General features: G+C 61.5%; 15 protein-coding genes and 1 tRNA gene. 7 read left to right on the top strand and 9 right to left on the bottom strand.

Annotation, left to right across the window (positions count from 1 at the left end):
- Both GSQ88_RS02085 and GSQ88_RS02080 read left to right on the top strand, forming a co-directional pair.
- The coding region (locus GSQ88_RS02085; RefSeq protein WP_210253729.1) for a hypothetical protein at positions 1–656 on the top strand (656 nt) is incomplete at its 5' end.
- Between the two features lie 440 nt (positions 657–1,096).
- On the top strand, positions 1,097–1,486 hold the full coding sequence (locus tag GSQ88_RS02080) for a hypothetical protein (RefSeq protein ID WP_159005712.1): 390 nt from the start codon (positions 1,097–1,099) through the stop codon (positions 1,484–1,486).
- Positions 1,487–1,682: 196 nt separating this feature from the next.
- On the opposite strand, the gene GSQ88_RS02075 is transcribed toward GSQ88_RS02080, so the two are convergent.
- Together GSQ88_RS02075 and GSQ88_RS02070 are read right to left on the bottom strand one after the other, a co-directional pair.
- On the bottom strand, positions 1,683–2,126 hold the full coding sequence (locus GSQ88_RS02075; RefSeq protein WP_159005710.1) for a hypothetical protein: 444 nt from the start codon (positions 2,124–2,126) through the stop codon (positions 1,683–1,685).
- A 183-nt stretch (positions 2,127–2,309) separates the two neighbouring features.
- Entirely contained in the window at positions 2,310–2,564 is a 255-nt protein-coding gene (locus GSQ88_RS02070) for a helix-turn-helix domain-containing protein (protein ID WP_159005708.1), read from the bottom strand.
- A gap of 171 nt (positions 2,565–2,735) precedes the next feature.
- Between GSQ88_RS02070 and GSQ88_RS02065 the strand changes: the two genes are divergently transcribed.
- A complete protein-coding gene (locus tag GSQ88_RS02065) occupies positions 2,736–3,206 on the top strand; it encodes a hypothetical protein (RefSeq protein ID WP_159005707.1) in 471 nt (156 codons plus the stop codon).
- Positions 3,207–3,818: 612 nt separating this feature from the next.
- Here GSQ88_RS02065 and GSQ88_RS02060 read toward each other — a convergent pair.
- The 3 genes from GSQ88_RS02060 to GSQ88_RS02050 form a co-directional block, all read right to left on the bottom strand.
- Positions 3,819–5,129, bottom strand: a complete 1,311-nt coding sequence (locus GSQ88_RS02060; RefSeq protein ID WP_159005705.1) for a site-specific integrase — start codon at positions 5,127–5,129, stop codon at positions 3,819–3,821.
- 216 nt (positions 5,130–5,345) lie between these two features.
- Positions 5,346–5,420: transfer RNA gene (locus GSQ88_RS02055), tRNA-Glu, on the bottom strand.
- 156 nt (positions 5,421–5,576) lie between these two features.
- Positions 5,577–5,918 (bottom strand): hypothetical protein, encoded by a 342-nt coding sequence (locus tag GSQ88_RS02050; protein ID WP_159005703.1) that lies wholly within the window; start codon positions 5,916–5,918, stop codon positions 5,577–5,579.
- Between the two features lie 11 nt (positions 5,919–5,929).
- Here GSQ88_RS02050 and GSQ88_RS02045 point away from each other — a divergent pair, with 11 nt between their 5' ends.
- The 3 genes from GSQ88_RS02045 to GSQ88_RS02035 all read left to right on the top strand — a co-directional run bounded on the left by GSQ88_RS02045 (position 5,930) and on the right by GSQ88_RS02035 (position 8,591).
- Positions 5,930–6,946, top strand: coding sequence for an RluA family pseudouridine synthase (locus GSQ88_RS02045; protein WP_159005701.1), 1,017 nt, complete (start codon positions 5,930–5,932; stop codon positions 6,944–6,946).
- A 216-nt stretch (positions 6,947–7,162) separates the two neighbouring features.
- Positions 7,163–8,062 carry an RNA polymerase sigma factor RpoH gene (gene rpoH / locus GSQ88_RS02040; RefSeq protein ID WP_159005699.1) on the top strand — a complete coding sequence of 300 codons (900 nt, stop codon included), beginning with the start codon at positions 7,163–7,165 and terminating at the stop codon, positions 8,060–8,062.
- A gap of 133 nt (positions 8,063–8,195) precedes the next feature.
- On the top strand, positions 8,196–8,591 hold the full coding sequence (locus GSQ88_RS02035; protein ID WP_246735024.1) for a hypothetical protein: 396 nt from the start codon (positions 8,196–8,198) through the stop codon (positions 8,589–8,591).
- A gap of 218 nt (positions 8,592–8,809) precedes the next feature.
- Here GSQ88_RS02035 and GSQ88_RS02030 read toward each other — a convergent pair whose 3' ends face one another.
- The 3 genes from GSQ88_RS02030 to GSQ88_RS02020 form a co-directional block, all read right to left on the bottom strand.
- The gene (locus tag GSQ88_RS02030) at positions 8,810–9,433 is read right to left on the bottom strand and encodes a peptidoglycan recognition protein family protein (RefSeq protein ID WP_159005697.1); all 624 of its coding nucleotides are present in this window, start codon (positions 9,431–9,433) and stop codon (positions 8,810–8,812) included.
- Positions 9,434–9,479: 46 nt separating this feature from the next.
- The gene (locus GSQ88_RS02025) at positions 9,480–10,715 is read right to left on the bottom strand and encodes a GGDEF domain-containing protein (RefSeq protein ID WP_159005695.1); all 1,236 of its coding nucleotides are present in this window, start codon (positions 10,713–10,715) and stop codon (positions 9,480–9,482) included.
- A 781-nt stretch (positions 10,716–11,496) separates the two neighbouring features.
- Entirely contained in the window at positions 11,497–12,114 is a 618-nt protein-coding gene (locus tag GSQ88_RS02020) for a LysE family translocator (protein WP_159005694.1), read from the bottom strand.
- 167 nt (positions 12,115–12,281) lie between these two features.
- Between GSQ88_RS02020 and GSQ88_RS02015 the strand changes: the two genes are divergently transcribed.
- Positions 12,282–13,142: an SDR family NAD(P)-dependent oxidoreductase gene (locus GSQ88_RS02015; RefSeq protein WP_159005692.1), complete on the top strand. Its 861-nt coding sequence runs from the start codon at positions 12,282–12,284 to the stop codon at positions 13,140–13,142.
- Between the two features lie 317 nt (positions 13,143–13,459).
- Here the strand turns inward: GSQ88_RS02015 and GSQ88_RS02010 are convergent, their stop codons facing one another.
- Positions 13,460–14,266, bottom strand: a complete 807-nt coding sequence (locus GSQ88_RS02010) for a lytic murein transglycosylase (protein ID WP_159005690.1) — start codon at positions 14,264–14,266, stop codon at positions 13,460–13,462.
- Positions 14,267–14,553: the final 287 nt, after the last annotated feature.

Here is a 14,553-nt window from a genome sequence, read left to right as displayed (position 1 = left end):
AGCTCCGACGAGGCGAGCGCTACCGTCAAGACTCGTCGCTCAAAGGGGTCAAAATTGGACGCCGATCCGGGGTCAAATTTGAACGCCGATTGACAGTCATGGCATCTGAGTTATCCCGACGCAGTTTGTTGAATGCCTCCGCGGCGGTGGTTGCAACCGTCTTGCTTCCGCCCATCCCTGTGAGTGCGGAGCCTGCGCTCGATCTCGAAGCGTTCTTTGGAAGTTCCATGACACAGGTGTTCCAGGGCTCGTTCGCCGGGGGTTATCTTTCGTCGGGCGGGGCGTTCATCCCGGATCTTTTTATGGACGACGATCGCTTCAACATCACGCGCCCATTGCGCCTGGCGTTGGCGCAAGTACTGTCGGACGGGAAAGACATTCTTTTTCGTGTCGAAGAGCCCAATCGCGAGGCTCATTACCGGGATACAATGGTGGTCCACCTCTTCCGCAAGTTCGGCGTTCCGGGTTTCGACTGGTACGGCGAGGTCAAATCCGAGCCAGGACCGATGTATCGCCCCGTCCTTGGCGTTTACGGCATGCTGACCGACGCTCCCGATGAAAAGGTGATGTTGCTGACCCAAGACTACGAGCCGTGGCAGATCGTCCGCAGCGACGGTGTGGCCCGTCCGCCCTTTCAATCCTGCGTTCTGGTCTGAGCGCGCAAATTGTCGAGTTGTTACGTTGCACTCGTTGTCCCAGAGAGACCGGTGCAGAGAGCTGACGTGGTTTTGATCTCGGCGGCATGCGGTTACAAGCGTATCGTTTCATCGAATACGCAACTATGCGGCATCCATTCCGTAACGCGAGGAAAGCCGCGCGCTGCGACGGTTAAATTGTGCTAATTTCGACTTCATTCACCGTCTTTCGATAGAAATGGCTCGTGTCGTTTCTATCGGAGGATTATGCGATACGTCATCACGTCAAAGCGCCGCCGACGCGCTCGCTCCTACTCCATCTCGGCAATATCCGATCATCACGAGGCCATTGATTCCTCGTCCCGATCGTTGAGCCGCTGTCGATCCCGCGGCCCGCCCGTTTCAATCATTGATTTTCTTTCAATCAAAACATCCAGCTTGCTGGGTGGAGAGGTCTTGCAATGCCGACGCAATATTTCTTCGAAGGAAGTTGCACGTTGAAAGCATCCACTCCGTTTTGGCTATATCGACCACATTGTTTTTCGATTTTCAAAGAAGAGGATTTTATGAGACGCATGATGGACGAAGGAGCTGGCGGGGCTAGCCCTTCAGACGCTGAAACAGCGAATAACAACCAGGAAGTCGAAACTCTCAATCGAGCGGGCGCGACGGCCCTGGCGAGACGTCTCGAAAAATATTGGCATGATCGCGGCTACATGACCGCGCGGTTCTGGCCCGAGCCGATCACGGAACGCTTTGCCAAGGTTGGCACGCATGAAATCTACCGCGTGACGTGTAACCTCGTGAATGGCCTTCCGCCCGTATACCGCGACCACAATCCGCCGAGATAACCGAACGCCCTGCTAGAGGGGCCAGATACCGGCCGGGGAGGTTTGCGGTTCAACGCGGGCTCGTCGTTGAGGACAGAAGCGCGCTTCGCCTCAACGATCGTTCAAGAACGCCCGGTCGGACCTCTGGAAATTTCGTCGCTATCTTGGCCCAGGATGCTGCCGCGCTCTGCCATGCTGCGCGGCAGCGCCCATGTTGTTACTTACAGTGCGGCGTGTGCGGCCCGAAATCGAAAAGCCCGACCCAGTTGGGATCAGCCTCGAACGTGCCTTCGAACCTGTACTGGACATTCGAATGAAACGCGCCGCTCCGGTCGAACTGTCGTCCCGGATGCAAGCAAACTTTGTAGTCAGGGTTTTCGGCCTGATACTGCTTCATCTGAGGGGCGGCCGCGGACGTGAAAGTTGATCCGCCCGCCAGCCATCCTGTCGCAAGCGGCTGCATCGGCTTCAAGGGCGACGGGGAGCAGAGGCGCAAGGCACGGCAGCTATCCGCGCCGGCATTCGCGACCTGCGGAATCCTTGCCAAGCCAACAGCGAGGACCGACAGGAAAGCGACAAAGAGAAATGCGTACGCGTAAGCGGTCTTGAAACGCTTGGGCGTGCTCGGGGCCAGTTCACGTGGAGCTTCGATGTCGGTCATATTGATTGTCCTATGACTGTAAAACGAAACGATGGTCCTAAAATCACACTTCCTTGCGGACAAATGCGTGGGCCCATCCGACAACACGCACCGCCATAGCTAGACTTTGGGGTCGCCGGTTGAGATAGCAACGAGCCTCACGGCAACGTGAGCGTGTGAAGATTTTGTAATCCAACCCGATGTTCATCGACGGTTCATCGGCCTTTCTTGTTCGGCAATCCACGCCAGCAGGACGGAACGCCGAGCACAAATGGTATTGCCGATCCGAAAATACGGAATGCGGTCGGCCCGCACCAGATTGTAGATCGAACGGCGAAATTTCTTCTTTCCACGCATGAACTCCGCGATCTCGTCGGCACCATAGAGAATGTCGCCGAAGAGCGACGCGGATGCTTCCTTGTTCAGGCGTGATGATGGCGGTGGCGGTGCCGCGTCCATGTCGTTTCTCGTTGCTTTTTTCTGGGGCCGCTCTTGAGCCGTACTCTTGATCGTAAACCCTTCGCGGCTTTTCCCGCTCCTCGAAACTTTCTTTTAAGAAGAGGAGAGCATCTCTCTCGATCGATGCCGTGATACCGATGGAAGCAATCATAACAACAAGGGAGACAACCCATGACCGCTACCATCACTGTTGGCAGACGCCTCGTACCGATTGAGCACATCGCGCTGCTTGAACCCTTTGATCCGATCAACCAGAGCCGCATGCAAAGCGATCGGCCGTTCCAGACGCGCATCCTGCTTCTCAATCGCGACAGCATTCTCTCAGAAGAGCCATTAGACGCGCTCACCACGCAATGCCGCTTCCGGGCGGCGAAGGAGGATGGGATCGCCACCAACCCGTCCGTGCTTTTCAGCGTCGAGGCCTTTGAGCCCGCAGGAGAGTTCAAACCGACCAAGGCCTACCGCACCCGCCTCCTCTGGCGCGATCAGACGGGCTACGCACAAAGCAAATTACTACTCATGACCCCTGAAGACGCGCTTGCCATCATTGTTCGCGGCACCGAGGCTTCTCCAGCCTTTCGAAAGGCAAAACCGTCCGCTCGTCGGTCACGTGCCAAAACAACATCTCCCGCACCGCCCTAAGACGAAGGGGCGCGTCACGCCCGAAGGCGTGACCGGGCTCTACGCGCTTCGCTTACCGAGCCGCGAGCGCGTCTCGTCCCTTCGGGTAACAATCCCATCGCGCGCGCCTGGAGCTGCGCGGTGCATCTTGGTTCTAATCCAGGGGCAGCCCCTCGGCCGTCAAGGCCCTTCGGCGAGCGGAAAGCGCGGGCCGTGTTGCCGCTTCGCGGCTGCCCGCCCCACCCCGCGCTTTCCGGCCTTGACCGCCTCACCCCGTTTAGGGGGCCGACCATCGGGTTTGCTGCGCAAACCCGCTTTGGAAAAAAGCGGTAGAGCAACCGAAAGAATGATGCGTAAGGCTCCGTAAGCATCGGTAGCGCGCGCTCGCATCCGCCGTACGCACCAATCAGGATGAAAGGAAACGACATCGGTAGAGCACACCATGGCAGCACACGAGCAAATTCCCACCCTCACCCTCATCGAGCGCACCGAACGCGTTCTGGTCTTACTCGCCTATTTCATCGAACTGGACGGCGATGTTCACTTGCCGCTCTTCGAAAAATTCGAGGCGGACCTGGCCGAACTGAGACGTCAGGAGACGGCGCGCGACCGGGCGCGCCGTCTTCTTATCGCTCACAGCCTTGAGGGCGGTGTAAACGCAATCGACCGCAAGAATTTGAGCTTGAGCTCAAGCGGCGGGCCAATGCCGTATTTAGGCTTACCCGTGCGGTGACCCATCAAGCTGTCAATCAAACTGTCTTGGGCCTCTTTTGCGACGAGGCGATCCTTGAAGCTATGGCGCAACGAATAAACGGTGTGCATCTTGGTGGGACGCAAGTCGTTTTCGATCAGAAATTTGTTCAGCGTCGCTGAGAGTGACGAAGATTTGTCCCGATACCTTGGAAACCCGTGTGGACGCAACTTCATGACCGCAAGCGCGCAGCCAACAAGCGGAATTTGTCGCTTTGATTCCTCCGTCTTCAAAACGCGCCCATCTGGAAGAATTTCAACGTAGGGTATCGGATGATCCAGATGGATCGCATTCGGTTGCAGGTTGACGAGTTCTGACGCCCGAAGGCCCGTATCAGCTAGTGCATAGAAGGCATGGCGCGCCTCTTCATTCAGCCCGTCGAGTGCACCTTCTGCCAGCAGAGTATTTTGAATGAAAGCGTCGTCAAAGGGGCTCCGTACCTTCGTATCGTCGCCTTCAAGCCTGAGACCCTTAAAAATTTCAGGGAGCTTGAGCCTTTGGCGCCTGCTCAATTTCTTCAGCATTCGGCTCAGCATGCCCATTGATTTGTTGGCCGAGTTCACGCGAGCGTCGTTCGCAAGGACGCGTTCGCGCCACCACTCGCTGTAATCGAGACCGTCTTCCTCGGTGAGTTCGGTCACGGGCTTATCGCCGACGACGGCGATCAATTCCCTGACAACCCGTTTGCGCCCTGATCTCCAGACGCGGAGTTGGTTTGGGGAAAACTTTCGTGTCTCTTCGCTTGTCGCGGCTTCGTATTCCTCGAAGAGCTTGGAGAGCGGAAACGAGGGCCGGGGCTGCGTGCCCAATACTGCCGCTCTGGCCCCCGCGTCATTTTCGAGACCGCCGATAAGCAGAGTTTCCAACCGCACCAGCCGCTGCACGAACGGCAAAGGCACGATGTCCGCACTATCCAGATACTCAAAGCCTAACGAGCGTACCCGTTTGCGCGCTTCGTCATAGCTCGCAGTGGCAGCGTTGGGCATTGCCCCCGCCAAATTGCGCCAGTGGGCCTCCAGCTCGGAATTGAGCCGGTCGGCAACCCGCATCGCTTGCCGTCCGGTCCGATCGGAGGCCGTTCGGACCTTGGTGGAATGGCGAACAACGCCGCGTTTGTCGAAGCTGGCGTATTCTTTGGGGACACGGCGAACAAAATGCCACATGCCGTTCCGACGCGTCAGGAAGTCAGACATGACTCACCCCGCTGTTGGACGAAATGTTAGACGTTTTGTTGGTCGTATTTGACGGCAAAGGCCGGCTCCGCTCCGAAATGATCGGACGGATTCTACCGCTGGCGTAGTGAGAAACGCCGGGAATATTTGCTAATTTCAAGTGATTTGCCTCCGATTGGAGGCTCTTGGAAGGCCACAGCGAATGCGGGGCGAATGGTGCGCCCGAGACGCGTTAAGTGGCGCTCCCTAGGGGAATTGAACCCCTGTTTCAGCCTTGAGAGGGCCGCGTCCTAACCGCTAGACGAAGGGAGCGTACGGGGGAGGGAATAGCCTTGAAATCCTCTTCCTGCAAGGCATCGGCGGGCGTTTCCGTGCAGGCCCGGGCTTGTCCCGGGTATCCACGTTTTGGCTGCCTAATTAAGCAAGAAAGACGTGGATGGCCGGGTCAAGCCCGGCCATGACGGTGAATCAGGGCTCGGTGACGAATTTCAGGCGGCCGACCGGTTTGAGGCTATGGGCGTCGAAGCTGCGGATTTCGGTGGTCCCGGCGATATCCAACGTCAGCAGCAGCCGGTCGCCGGAGACGCCGGTTCCGACGATGTGGGCGCCTTTGGGCAGGGTGACCACGGTTTCGGTGGCTGCGACAGTGCTTCCCTCGGAGCGGAAAAGGCGATAGCCGATGGCGACGATCACCGCGGCCACCGCCAGTGTCGTGGTCAGGCCCGCGATCAGCATCAGCCGACGCACCCGCGCGAACAGCGCGGCCTGCTCGGGGGTCGGTTCGGGCGCAACAGTTTCAGTCGTCGTCATAGGGCACTTCTTTGCAACAGGGTCAGTCGTCGAATAGCGGTCAGCAGCACCTCGTCACCGTCGCCGGCGACGAGGGATCGACCCGGCTCGACCGCGTGCTGGCGGTGCGCGAGCCGGAGCTGTCGCGCTCGCGGCTGAAGGCGCTGATCCTGGCCGGTTCCGTCAGCCTGCGAGGCGCCCCGATCCGCGACCCCGCTTATCATGTCGCCCCGGGCGATACGATCACAATCGACGTCCCGGAAGCCATTGCGCCGGAGCCCGCCGGAGAGGATATCGCGCTCGATATCGTCTATGAAGACGACGACATCATCGTCCTCGACAAGCCCTCTGGCCTCGTGGTGCATCCGGCCGCGGGCCACGAGACCGGCACCTTGGTCAACGCGCTGATCGCCCATTGCGGCAGCAGTCTTTCCGGGATCGGCGGCGTCAAGCGCCCGGGCATCGTGCACCGGCTCGACAAGGACACCACCGGGCTGATGGTCGTGGCCAAGAACGATCGCGCCCATAAATCGCTGTCCGAGCAATTCGCCGATCACGGCCGCACCGGCGCGATGCGGCGCGGCTACATGGCGTTCGCCTGGGACCTGCCCAATCGGGCGCGCGGCACCGTCGATGCGCCGATCGACCGTCACCCGCATGCGCGGGAAAAAATGGCGGTGCGCGCCGGTGGCCGCGAGGCCATCACCCATTGGGAACTTCAAGAGGCGTTCAACGGCCGCGACGGCAAGCCGGTCGCGGCCCTGCTCGCCTGCCAGCTCGAGACCGGGCGCACCCATCAGATCCGGGTGCATCTGGCCCATATCGGCCACCCCCTGATGGGCGACGGCGTCTACGGTCCGCACTTCAAGACCAAGGCCAGCCGCCTCGGGCCCGCGAGCCAAGCCGCCCTGACCGCGCTCGACCGCCAGGCCCTCCACGCTTACCTTTTGGCCCTGGAGCACCCCGGAACCGGGGAGATTCTGGAGTGGATTTCGGATTTGCCGGATGATCTGACCCAACTAAGGGATAAGTTACGAGCGACGCAATGACGCAGGGGTTTTAAGAAAATCTTGCCATGCCAACAGGTTATGGCTGCCACACGGGGACGTGACGACCGCTATCCTTCCAAATGCCCTCCGATTTGGTGTATGTTGCACCTGCGTTGAATATCCAACGCGGAACATCGCAGGCCGATCGGCTTTAGCACAGCGACCGTCTGCCTGGCCCGCCGCTATCGGGGGCCTGAACCACTGGAGGGCGCTACCATGGCCCGTACAGCTACCTTACCGGTTCTCAACGGAGAATCTGGTCTTTCCCGTTACCTCGCCGAGATCCGCAAGTTTCCGATGCTGGAACCCCAGCAGGAATACATGTTCGCCAAGCGTTGGCGCGAGCATGACGATCGCGACGCGGCACATCACCTCGTCACCAGCCATCTCCGGCTCGTGGCCAAGATCGCCATGGGCTATCGCGGCTACGGATTGCCGATCTCCGAGGTCGTCTCGGAAGGCAATGTCGGCCTGATGCAGGCGGTGAAGCGGTTCGAGCCCGAAAAGGGCTTCCGTCTCGCCACCTACGCCATGTGGTGGATCAAGGCGTCGATACAAGAGTACATCCTGCGTTCGTGGTCGCTCGTGAAGATGGGCACCACCGCGAACCAGAAGAAGCTGTTCTTCAACCTGCGCAAGGCGAAGAGCAAGATCTCCGCATTGGACGAGGGCGATCTTCGCCCCGACCAGGTGGCGATCATCGCCAAGCGCCTCGGCGTCACGACTCAGGACGTGATCGACATGAACCGCCGTCTCGGCGGCGATGCCTCGCTCAACGCGCCGATCCGCGACGACGGCGAGGCCGGTGAATGGCAGGACTGGCTGGTCGATAATTCGCCCAACCAGGAAGCCATCATGGCCGAGCACGAGGAGTTCGACCATCGCCGCAGCGCGCTGAACGGCGCGATCGGCGTGCTCAACCCCCGGGAACGCCGCATCTTCGAGGCGCGGCGCCTGGCGGAAGACCCGATGACCCTGGAAGACCTCGCCGCCGAATTCGGCGTGTCGCGCGAGCGCGTGCGGCAGATCGAAGTCCGCGCCTTTGAAAAGGTGCAGTCGGCGGTCAAGGGCACCATCGCCCGGCAGGAACAGGCCGCCCTGGAAGCCGCGCACTAATTACGCGGCCTCACGACAGAACATCGAAGCCGGCGGCAACGCCGGCTTTTTTGTTGCGCTGTGCTTGCGCGAAGGCCCTTCCGCCAAGCCCTGGCCGCACGGCCTTGAACCTCGAAACCGGATCGACCGACCAATGGCAACGAAAGCGGGCTTTCCAACACGGGGCATTGCGGCCGGCGTCATGGCGATCACCTTGCAATCCACCGTCGGCGGGTTTTCGTCCGAGTTCATGCGCAAGCAGCCAGAGCTCGAGCAGGCCATGCTGGCGCATGGGCTGGAGCCTTCGGAGTTCGTGATCTCAAAGGATCGCGCCTCGCCCGAGACGCCCTGGATCGGGCCGTTTTTCTACAGCTACACGGTATTCTTCGGCGAGGAGAGTTTTAACGTCACCGAGCCGAACGATCTGCAATTCTACGACTATTTCTACGACCGCTGCATCGCCGAGAGCGACGATCCCCCGCTCGACCAGCGCGCCCGGCGACCCGGCCTGATCAGCCGCCTGTTCCGCTGGATGGCACAGCCGATCTGAACATGGTGAGATGAAGTTAGGCCACTGCGGTGGCAACTCTTCTCCCTCGCCCCGCCCTTGCGGGGAGAGGGTTGGGGTGAGGGGCTCTTGCAACGAGTTCTGACTCGCGGAGAGGCCCCCTCACCCGAAATTCGCTTTGCGAATTTCGACCTCTCCCCGCAAGCGGGGCGAGGTGAAGAACTCGCACATTTGCCGATTCAACTCAAAGTCATCTCGCCCTACTCGCCCCATTGCCGCGCCATCGTCGCCAGCGCGCAGCCTTCGCAATAGCGCTTGTCCTTGAAGTCGATCCAGTTGTGGGCATAGACGCGGTCGAGCGGAATGCCGTAACGCGCGCGCAGTACCTTGACCAGGATCCGCCAGGTTGCGACCTGCGCCTCGGTAGCCTCGCGGGTCACGTCGGGATAGTTGCCGGCGAATTCCACCCCGATCGAGGTGTCCTTGTTGACCTGGTGATAGGTCTTGCTGTTGTCGATGTATTTGTTGTCGTTGCGGTCGCCGCCGTCGGTATGGGTCGGGACCAGATTTTCCGGCACCGCCCAGTACACCGTGCCGTCGGTCTCCACCCAGACCATGACGCCGCGCCGCGTCGGGTTTTTGGCCTGCTCCGTGGCGCCGCCACGCGCCGAGCCGGCCGGCCCCTCGGTGCGGTGCACGATGATGTTCTTCCAGGGATGCGCTTTGGCGACGTCGCCCCACGGCGCCAGCCAGACCATCTTCAGGCCGGGAATGTCCGGCGTGCCCGCGCCACGCGCGAGGCTCGCCAGATCCGGCGTCTCGGCGGCCGCCATGGTCGAGATCGCGATCACCGATAGCGCGGTCGCGAGCAGGCGCAGCATCATGGTTCGGTGGTCCCGTTCAAGGCGGACTGACCGTTAAATAACACGCTCAGGCGCTTTTGCGCAGGGCCTGCTCCTGCAACGCTCGCTCCAGGATCGTTTCGTAGTCGGGCGCCGGCGGCGGCGGTGCCGGATCATGGACCGCGTGGCAGTTGCGGCCGTCTTTCTTGGCGCCATAGAGCGCATGGTCGGCGGCGGCGATCAGCCGGTCCGGGAACGCGCCCATCTCGCGGGTCCATTGCGCGACCCCGATCGAGACCGAGACCGGGATGTCGGCGCCGACGCATTGCGCGGCGTCCTCGCGGCACACATCGAGGATGCGGCGCGCGATCATCGCGCCTTCGCGCAGGGTAGAAGCCGGTAGCACCACGCAGAACTCGTCGCCGCCGGTGCGCGCCAGCATGTCGCCGGGCCGCAGCCGGGTCTGCGCCATCAAAGTGAAATGCTGCAGGCAGGCATCGCCGGCGGCGTGGCCATGGGTGTCGTTGATCCCCTTGAAACCGTCGAGGTCGATCACGAGCAGCGCAAACGGCTCGCTCGAGCGCTCCGACCGCGCGCATTCCTCGGTCAGCCGCTGCAACAGATGCCGCCGGTTGGCGACCCCGGTGAGATCGTCGAGCAGCGCGAGATCGGCGACCTCGTTGCGCAGCCGGTCGATCGCCATCAGCAGGAAGCCGAAATTCAGCGCCATCGACAGGAACGTCAGCGCCACCATCAGCACCGATTGCACCGGGTTGGAACGGACGGCCGAGAAGTCACCGCCGAGATGAAACAGGAAGCCGGCGGCCCGAAACGCATAAATCGCGATGATCAGGATGGCGACGATTCCGGCGAGCCGCGCGCCGGGGTTCTTGCGGCCATCCTGCTCATGCAGCAGGAGCTTCAAGGTCAGCGCCAGCGGCAGCGTCGATCCCACCGAATAGATCGAGATCCGCATCGCCATGCTGTCATAGCCGACGGAAAACAACGTCAGGCCGGCCAAGGTCAGCCCGGTGATCAGCGCGGTGCCGCGCCAGGTCACCGGCTGGTCGTAAAATCGCTTGATCCCCATCGCGGCGAGGCAGGTGGCGAAAACGAGCACGGCGCCGCCGCCGATCAGCGCAAACAGCGAATCCGAAACGAAGCGGACCATCGCGATCGCAGCACCGAGGGCCGCGAAGAAGGCCGAAGCGGTCCAGAACGGGGCGGCCTCGAATTTCGGATAGCTGCGCATCACGTAAGCCCAGATCAGGGCCAGCGCGAGAAAATTGACGATGAATATCGTCCATATCGTTGGAACGTTCATCGCTGTCCCCGAACGCGCATCGCGTTCTCCCCTGCTATCGATCACCCACCCGGACCACCCCCGTGGTCTTGCGGACAACATGCGGCCGCCGCGCTTAACGGAACCTCTACCCGCATCGGCAATCCACAGCGTGGTTTTGAATCGATGAAGAAGCAGCAAGCCCCGCCTGCTTTTGTTTCGGAGCGGGACGGAGGGCGCAGGCCATCTTGGCGTCTCGTTAACCCTGCCGGCCCGCTTGCGGCCGCGCGATCCGGCGCGGCGCACGACGCATCCGATGACGGCGATTTCTCAAAATTAGTTCGAAATCGCACCAAAACGCATAACAGCTGTGGATAACGCAATGACAGTGACGTGACAGCGCGAGGCAGCAGCCTGCGAATCTGTTGGGATTGGTTTCGAGGATGTTGCGAGGTTGGCCCTCCGCCGAGCATGCCTCGAGTCGCGTTTCCATCCATTAAACCCAGATGAGGATGCTATGGCTAAGAAAGCGAAGAAGGCTAAAAAGGCGAAGAAGGCAAAGAAGGCCAAGAAGTCCAAGAAGTGATCTTCGCCCGGGTGGAGCCTCGCTCTGCCCGGGCACCCACCTCGCGGTGAAGCGTTCGATCGAAATGGCGGGCCTTGGGCCCGCCTTTTGATTTTGGGGATGCGCGCGAACCAATCGCTGCCGTCGTGGCCGGGCTTGTCCCGGCCATCCACGTCTTTCTTGCTGCCGTGCTGCAAAGACGTGGATGCCCGGGACAAGCCCGGGCATGACGGGACTGATTGGAATCCGCCTCACTCCTCACCTCTCCGCGAACGCCAGTTTGGCGCCGAGCGCGACGAAGCCGCCGGCAAAAATCCGGCGCAGCCAGCTCATCACATTGGGGCGTGTGATGATGCGGTCGCGGACGGAGGCGGCGAACAGGCCGTAGAGCACGAACACCATCAACGTCATCGCCATGAAGACACAGCTCAGCTCCAGCATCCGTGCCAAGGGATGGGTCTCGTCCGCCGCGATGAACTGCGGCAAGAACGCCAGGAAGAAGATCGACAGTTTCGGGTTGAGGATGTTGATCAAAAAGCCCGTGACGATCACCCGCCAGGCCGAACGCCCCGCCGCGCCGACGCGCGTATCCACCGCGAGCGCGCCGGTCTCGCGCAGCGCCTGCCAGGCCATGTACATCAGATAAACCACGCCGCAATATTTGAGCGCGGCGAACGCCAGCGCGCTGGTGTGCAGCACCGCGGCCAACCCAAGCATCGCGGCCGCGATATGCGGCAGGATCCCGAGCGTGCAGCCGAATGCGGCGGCTACACTGGCGCGCGACCCGCGTGTCAGCGCCGCCGCCAGCGTATACAGCACGCCGGTGCCGGGCGAGGCGACCACGATCAGTGAGGTCAACAGGAATGAGGGCGTCATGGCCAAATTCCAGCGGTTTGGGATTGCGACACGAACAACGATTTTGGACGACGACCTGGCGAACGGCAATGGTGATGAACGGCGTCTTCGCTGAATAACACTTGCCCCGGATTTGCCGGTTTCCGATACTCGCCTTCCCTTTTGCCCTTTCCATGTGGAGCCCTTGAATGACTGCGATCCGTGGAGCTGCCGCGGCCGTGACTGGTGCGGCCAGCGGCATTGGCCGGGCGCTCGCCATTGAACTTGCGGCACGCGGCTGCGATCTCGCGCTGGCCGACCGCGACGAGGCCGGCTTGCAGGCGGTCGCCGCCGAGATCAGCAAGGCAAATACGCCCCCGCGAAAAGTCACGATCCATCGCGTCGATGTGTCGGAGCCGGGCCAGATCGCGGACTTCGCGCAGGCCGCGGTCGCGGCGCATCCGGGCCTCAACATCGTCATCAACAATGCCGGCGTCGCCCTGATGGGCAGTTTTAACGAGATCGACCAGGCCCAGATGGACTGGCTGATGAACATCAATTTCTGGGGCGTGGTGCATGCGACTCGCGCGTTCCTGCCGCATCTGGCGCGGCAGCGCGAAGCCCACATCGTCAACCTCTCGAGCATCTTCGGCATCGTCGCGCCGCCGGGCCAGACCGCGTACGCCGCGGCGAAATTCGCGGTGCGCGGCTTCTCGGAAAGCCTGCGGCACGAGTTGCAGATCGCGGAAAGCCCCATAAAGCTGTCGGTGGTGCATCCCGGCGGCGTCGCCACCAACATCGCCCGCAACTCCCGCTCCGGCGTCGGCGTCACCGATAATACCCGCCGCACCGAGGCGATCGAACGTTTCGATGCCGTCGCGCGCACCACACCCGCCGCCGCGGCACAGCGCATCATCGCCGGCATCGAAAACAACCAGCCCCGCATCCTGATCGGCGGCGACGCCCGCCTCCTCGACCTCGTACAACGCTTGCGTCCCGCGACCTATTGGAAATGGCTGGCGAAGATTTTTGCCCCACGGGCGAAGGTGGAGACGAAGGAGAGCGCGTAAGTTCGTCATGGCGATGACGGTGATGAGCACGACGTCGCTCCACACCCCACGTCGTCCCGGCGAAGGCCGGGACCCATAATCGCTGGCGGCAATTATAATAGAAGGCTTCTGCTCCACTTTACCCTCCTCTGGAGGGGGAGGGTCGACGCGAAGCGGCGGGGTGGGGTGGCGGCGCTGCGGATAGCGATAGCTGGCGCTCCACTCGGAGTTACTCCACCCCACCCCGGCTCACATTTCGCTGCGCTCAATATGAGCCGACCCTCCCCCTCCAGGGGAGGGTAAGAAAAACGCGCGTTCGCATTCTCGCGACACGATGCCTACCGCCCCACCAACTGATCGGCGAAATACGCGATGGTCTTGCGGTAGACCAAAGCGTGATTCCATTCGTGCATGGCTTCGAAATTCGGGGTGCCTTCGCCGTAGGGCGCGCCCATCTTGAAGCCGTTGGTGTGCAGGAGGTTGGCGGTGGAGGCCAGCACGTCGGCGACGTCGTGGCGCAGGTCGACGCGGCCGTCGCCGTCGAAATCGACGCCGTATTTGATGTAGGACGACGGCAGGAATTGCGTCTGGCCGATTTCGCCGGCGCCGGCGCCGATCATTTCCCGCAGCGGAAGATCGCCGCGCTGCAGGATCTTCAGCGCCGCTAGCAATTCGCCCTGGAACAAGTCGGTGCGGCGGCAATCATGCGCCAAGGTCGCGAGCGTGCGGATCACCTGTTGCTTGCCCATGTCGCCATGGCCAAAATCGGTCTCCAGTCCCCAGATCGCGACAATGATCTGGCGCGGCACGCCGAACTTGGCCTCGATCTGCGACAGCAGCGCCGCGTTCCGCTGCAGCATCGCCCGCCCGGTGTTGATGCGGCCCGAACCAACCCGGGTGGAGACATACTGCTCAAAACTCTTGTTGAAGGTGTAGCGCTGGCGGCGGTCGAAATTCAGCACCGCCTGATCCTGCGTGACGCCACTGAGCGCCTGCGAAATCACCGCTTGCGACACACCGGCGGCCGAGGCCTCCTGCGACATCGCCCCGACGAAGGTATTAAAATCCCCGCCGCAACGCGCGGCAAAGGCGGGGCCCGCGGCAACGACCGTGCTGAACAAAAGGGCCAGACAAACTTTGCGCATGCGAATCCTTTGCTGAGTGTCGCGCCAATCATGCCATGAGAAAAGGGGGGCGAAAAGGACGCGGGGAAGATATCAGGTGTCGTCCCTGCGAAGGCAGGGACCCATACGCCGAGGATTTTCGTTTGCGCGCTGTGGCGGAGGCCTTTTTCTAATTTTCGAGGCCAGGGGTTATGGGTCCCTGCCTTCGCAGGGACGACCCGTTGAGAGCCCGCCCGCCTTGCCCGAGCTCGCCATCACCTATTCCACGCGCGATGCGAAATATTTCCGGGCCGGACCTGTTGCCGCGG

It is taken from the genome of Bradyrhizobium sp. S69 (assembly GCF_009766005.1).
Lineage (GTDB): Bacteria > Pseudomonadota > Alphaproteobacteria > Rhizobiales > Xanthobacteraceae > Bradyrhizobium.
The sequence above is the reverse complement of the archived record's forward strand: the minus strand, read 5'-3'. Positions and strand labels throughout refer to the sequence as shown.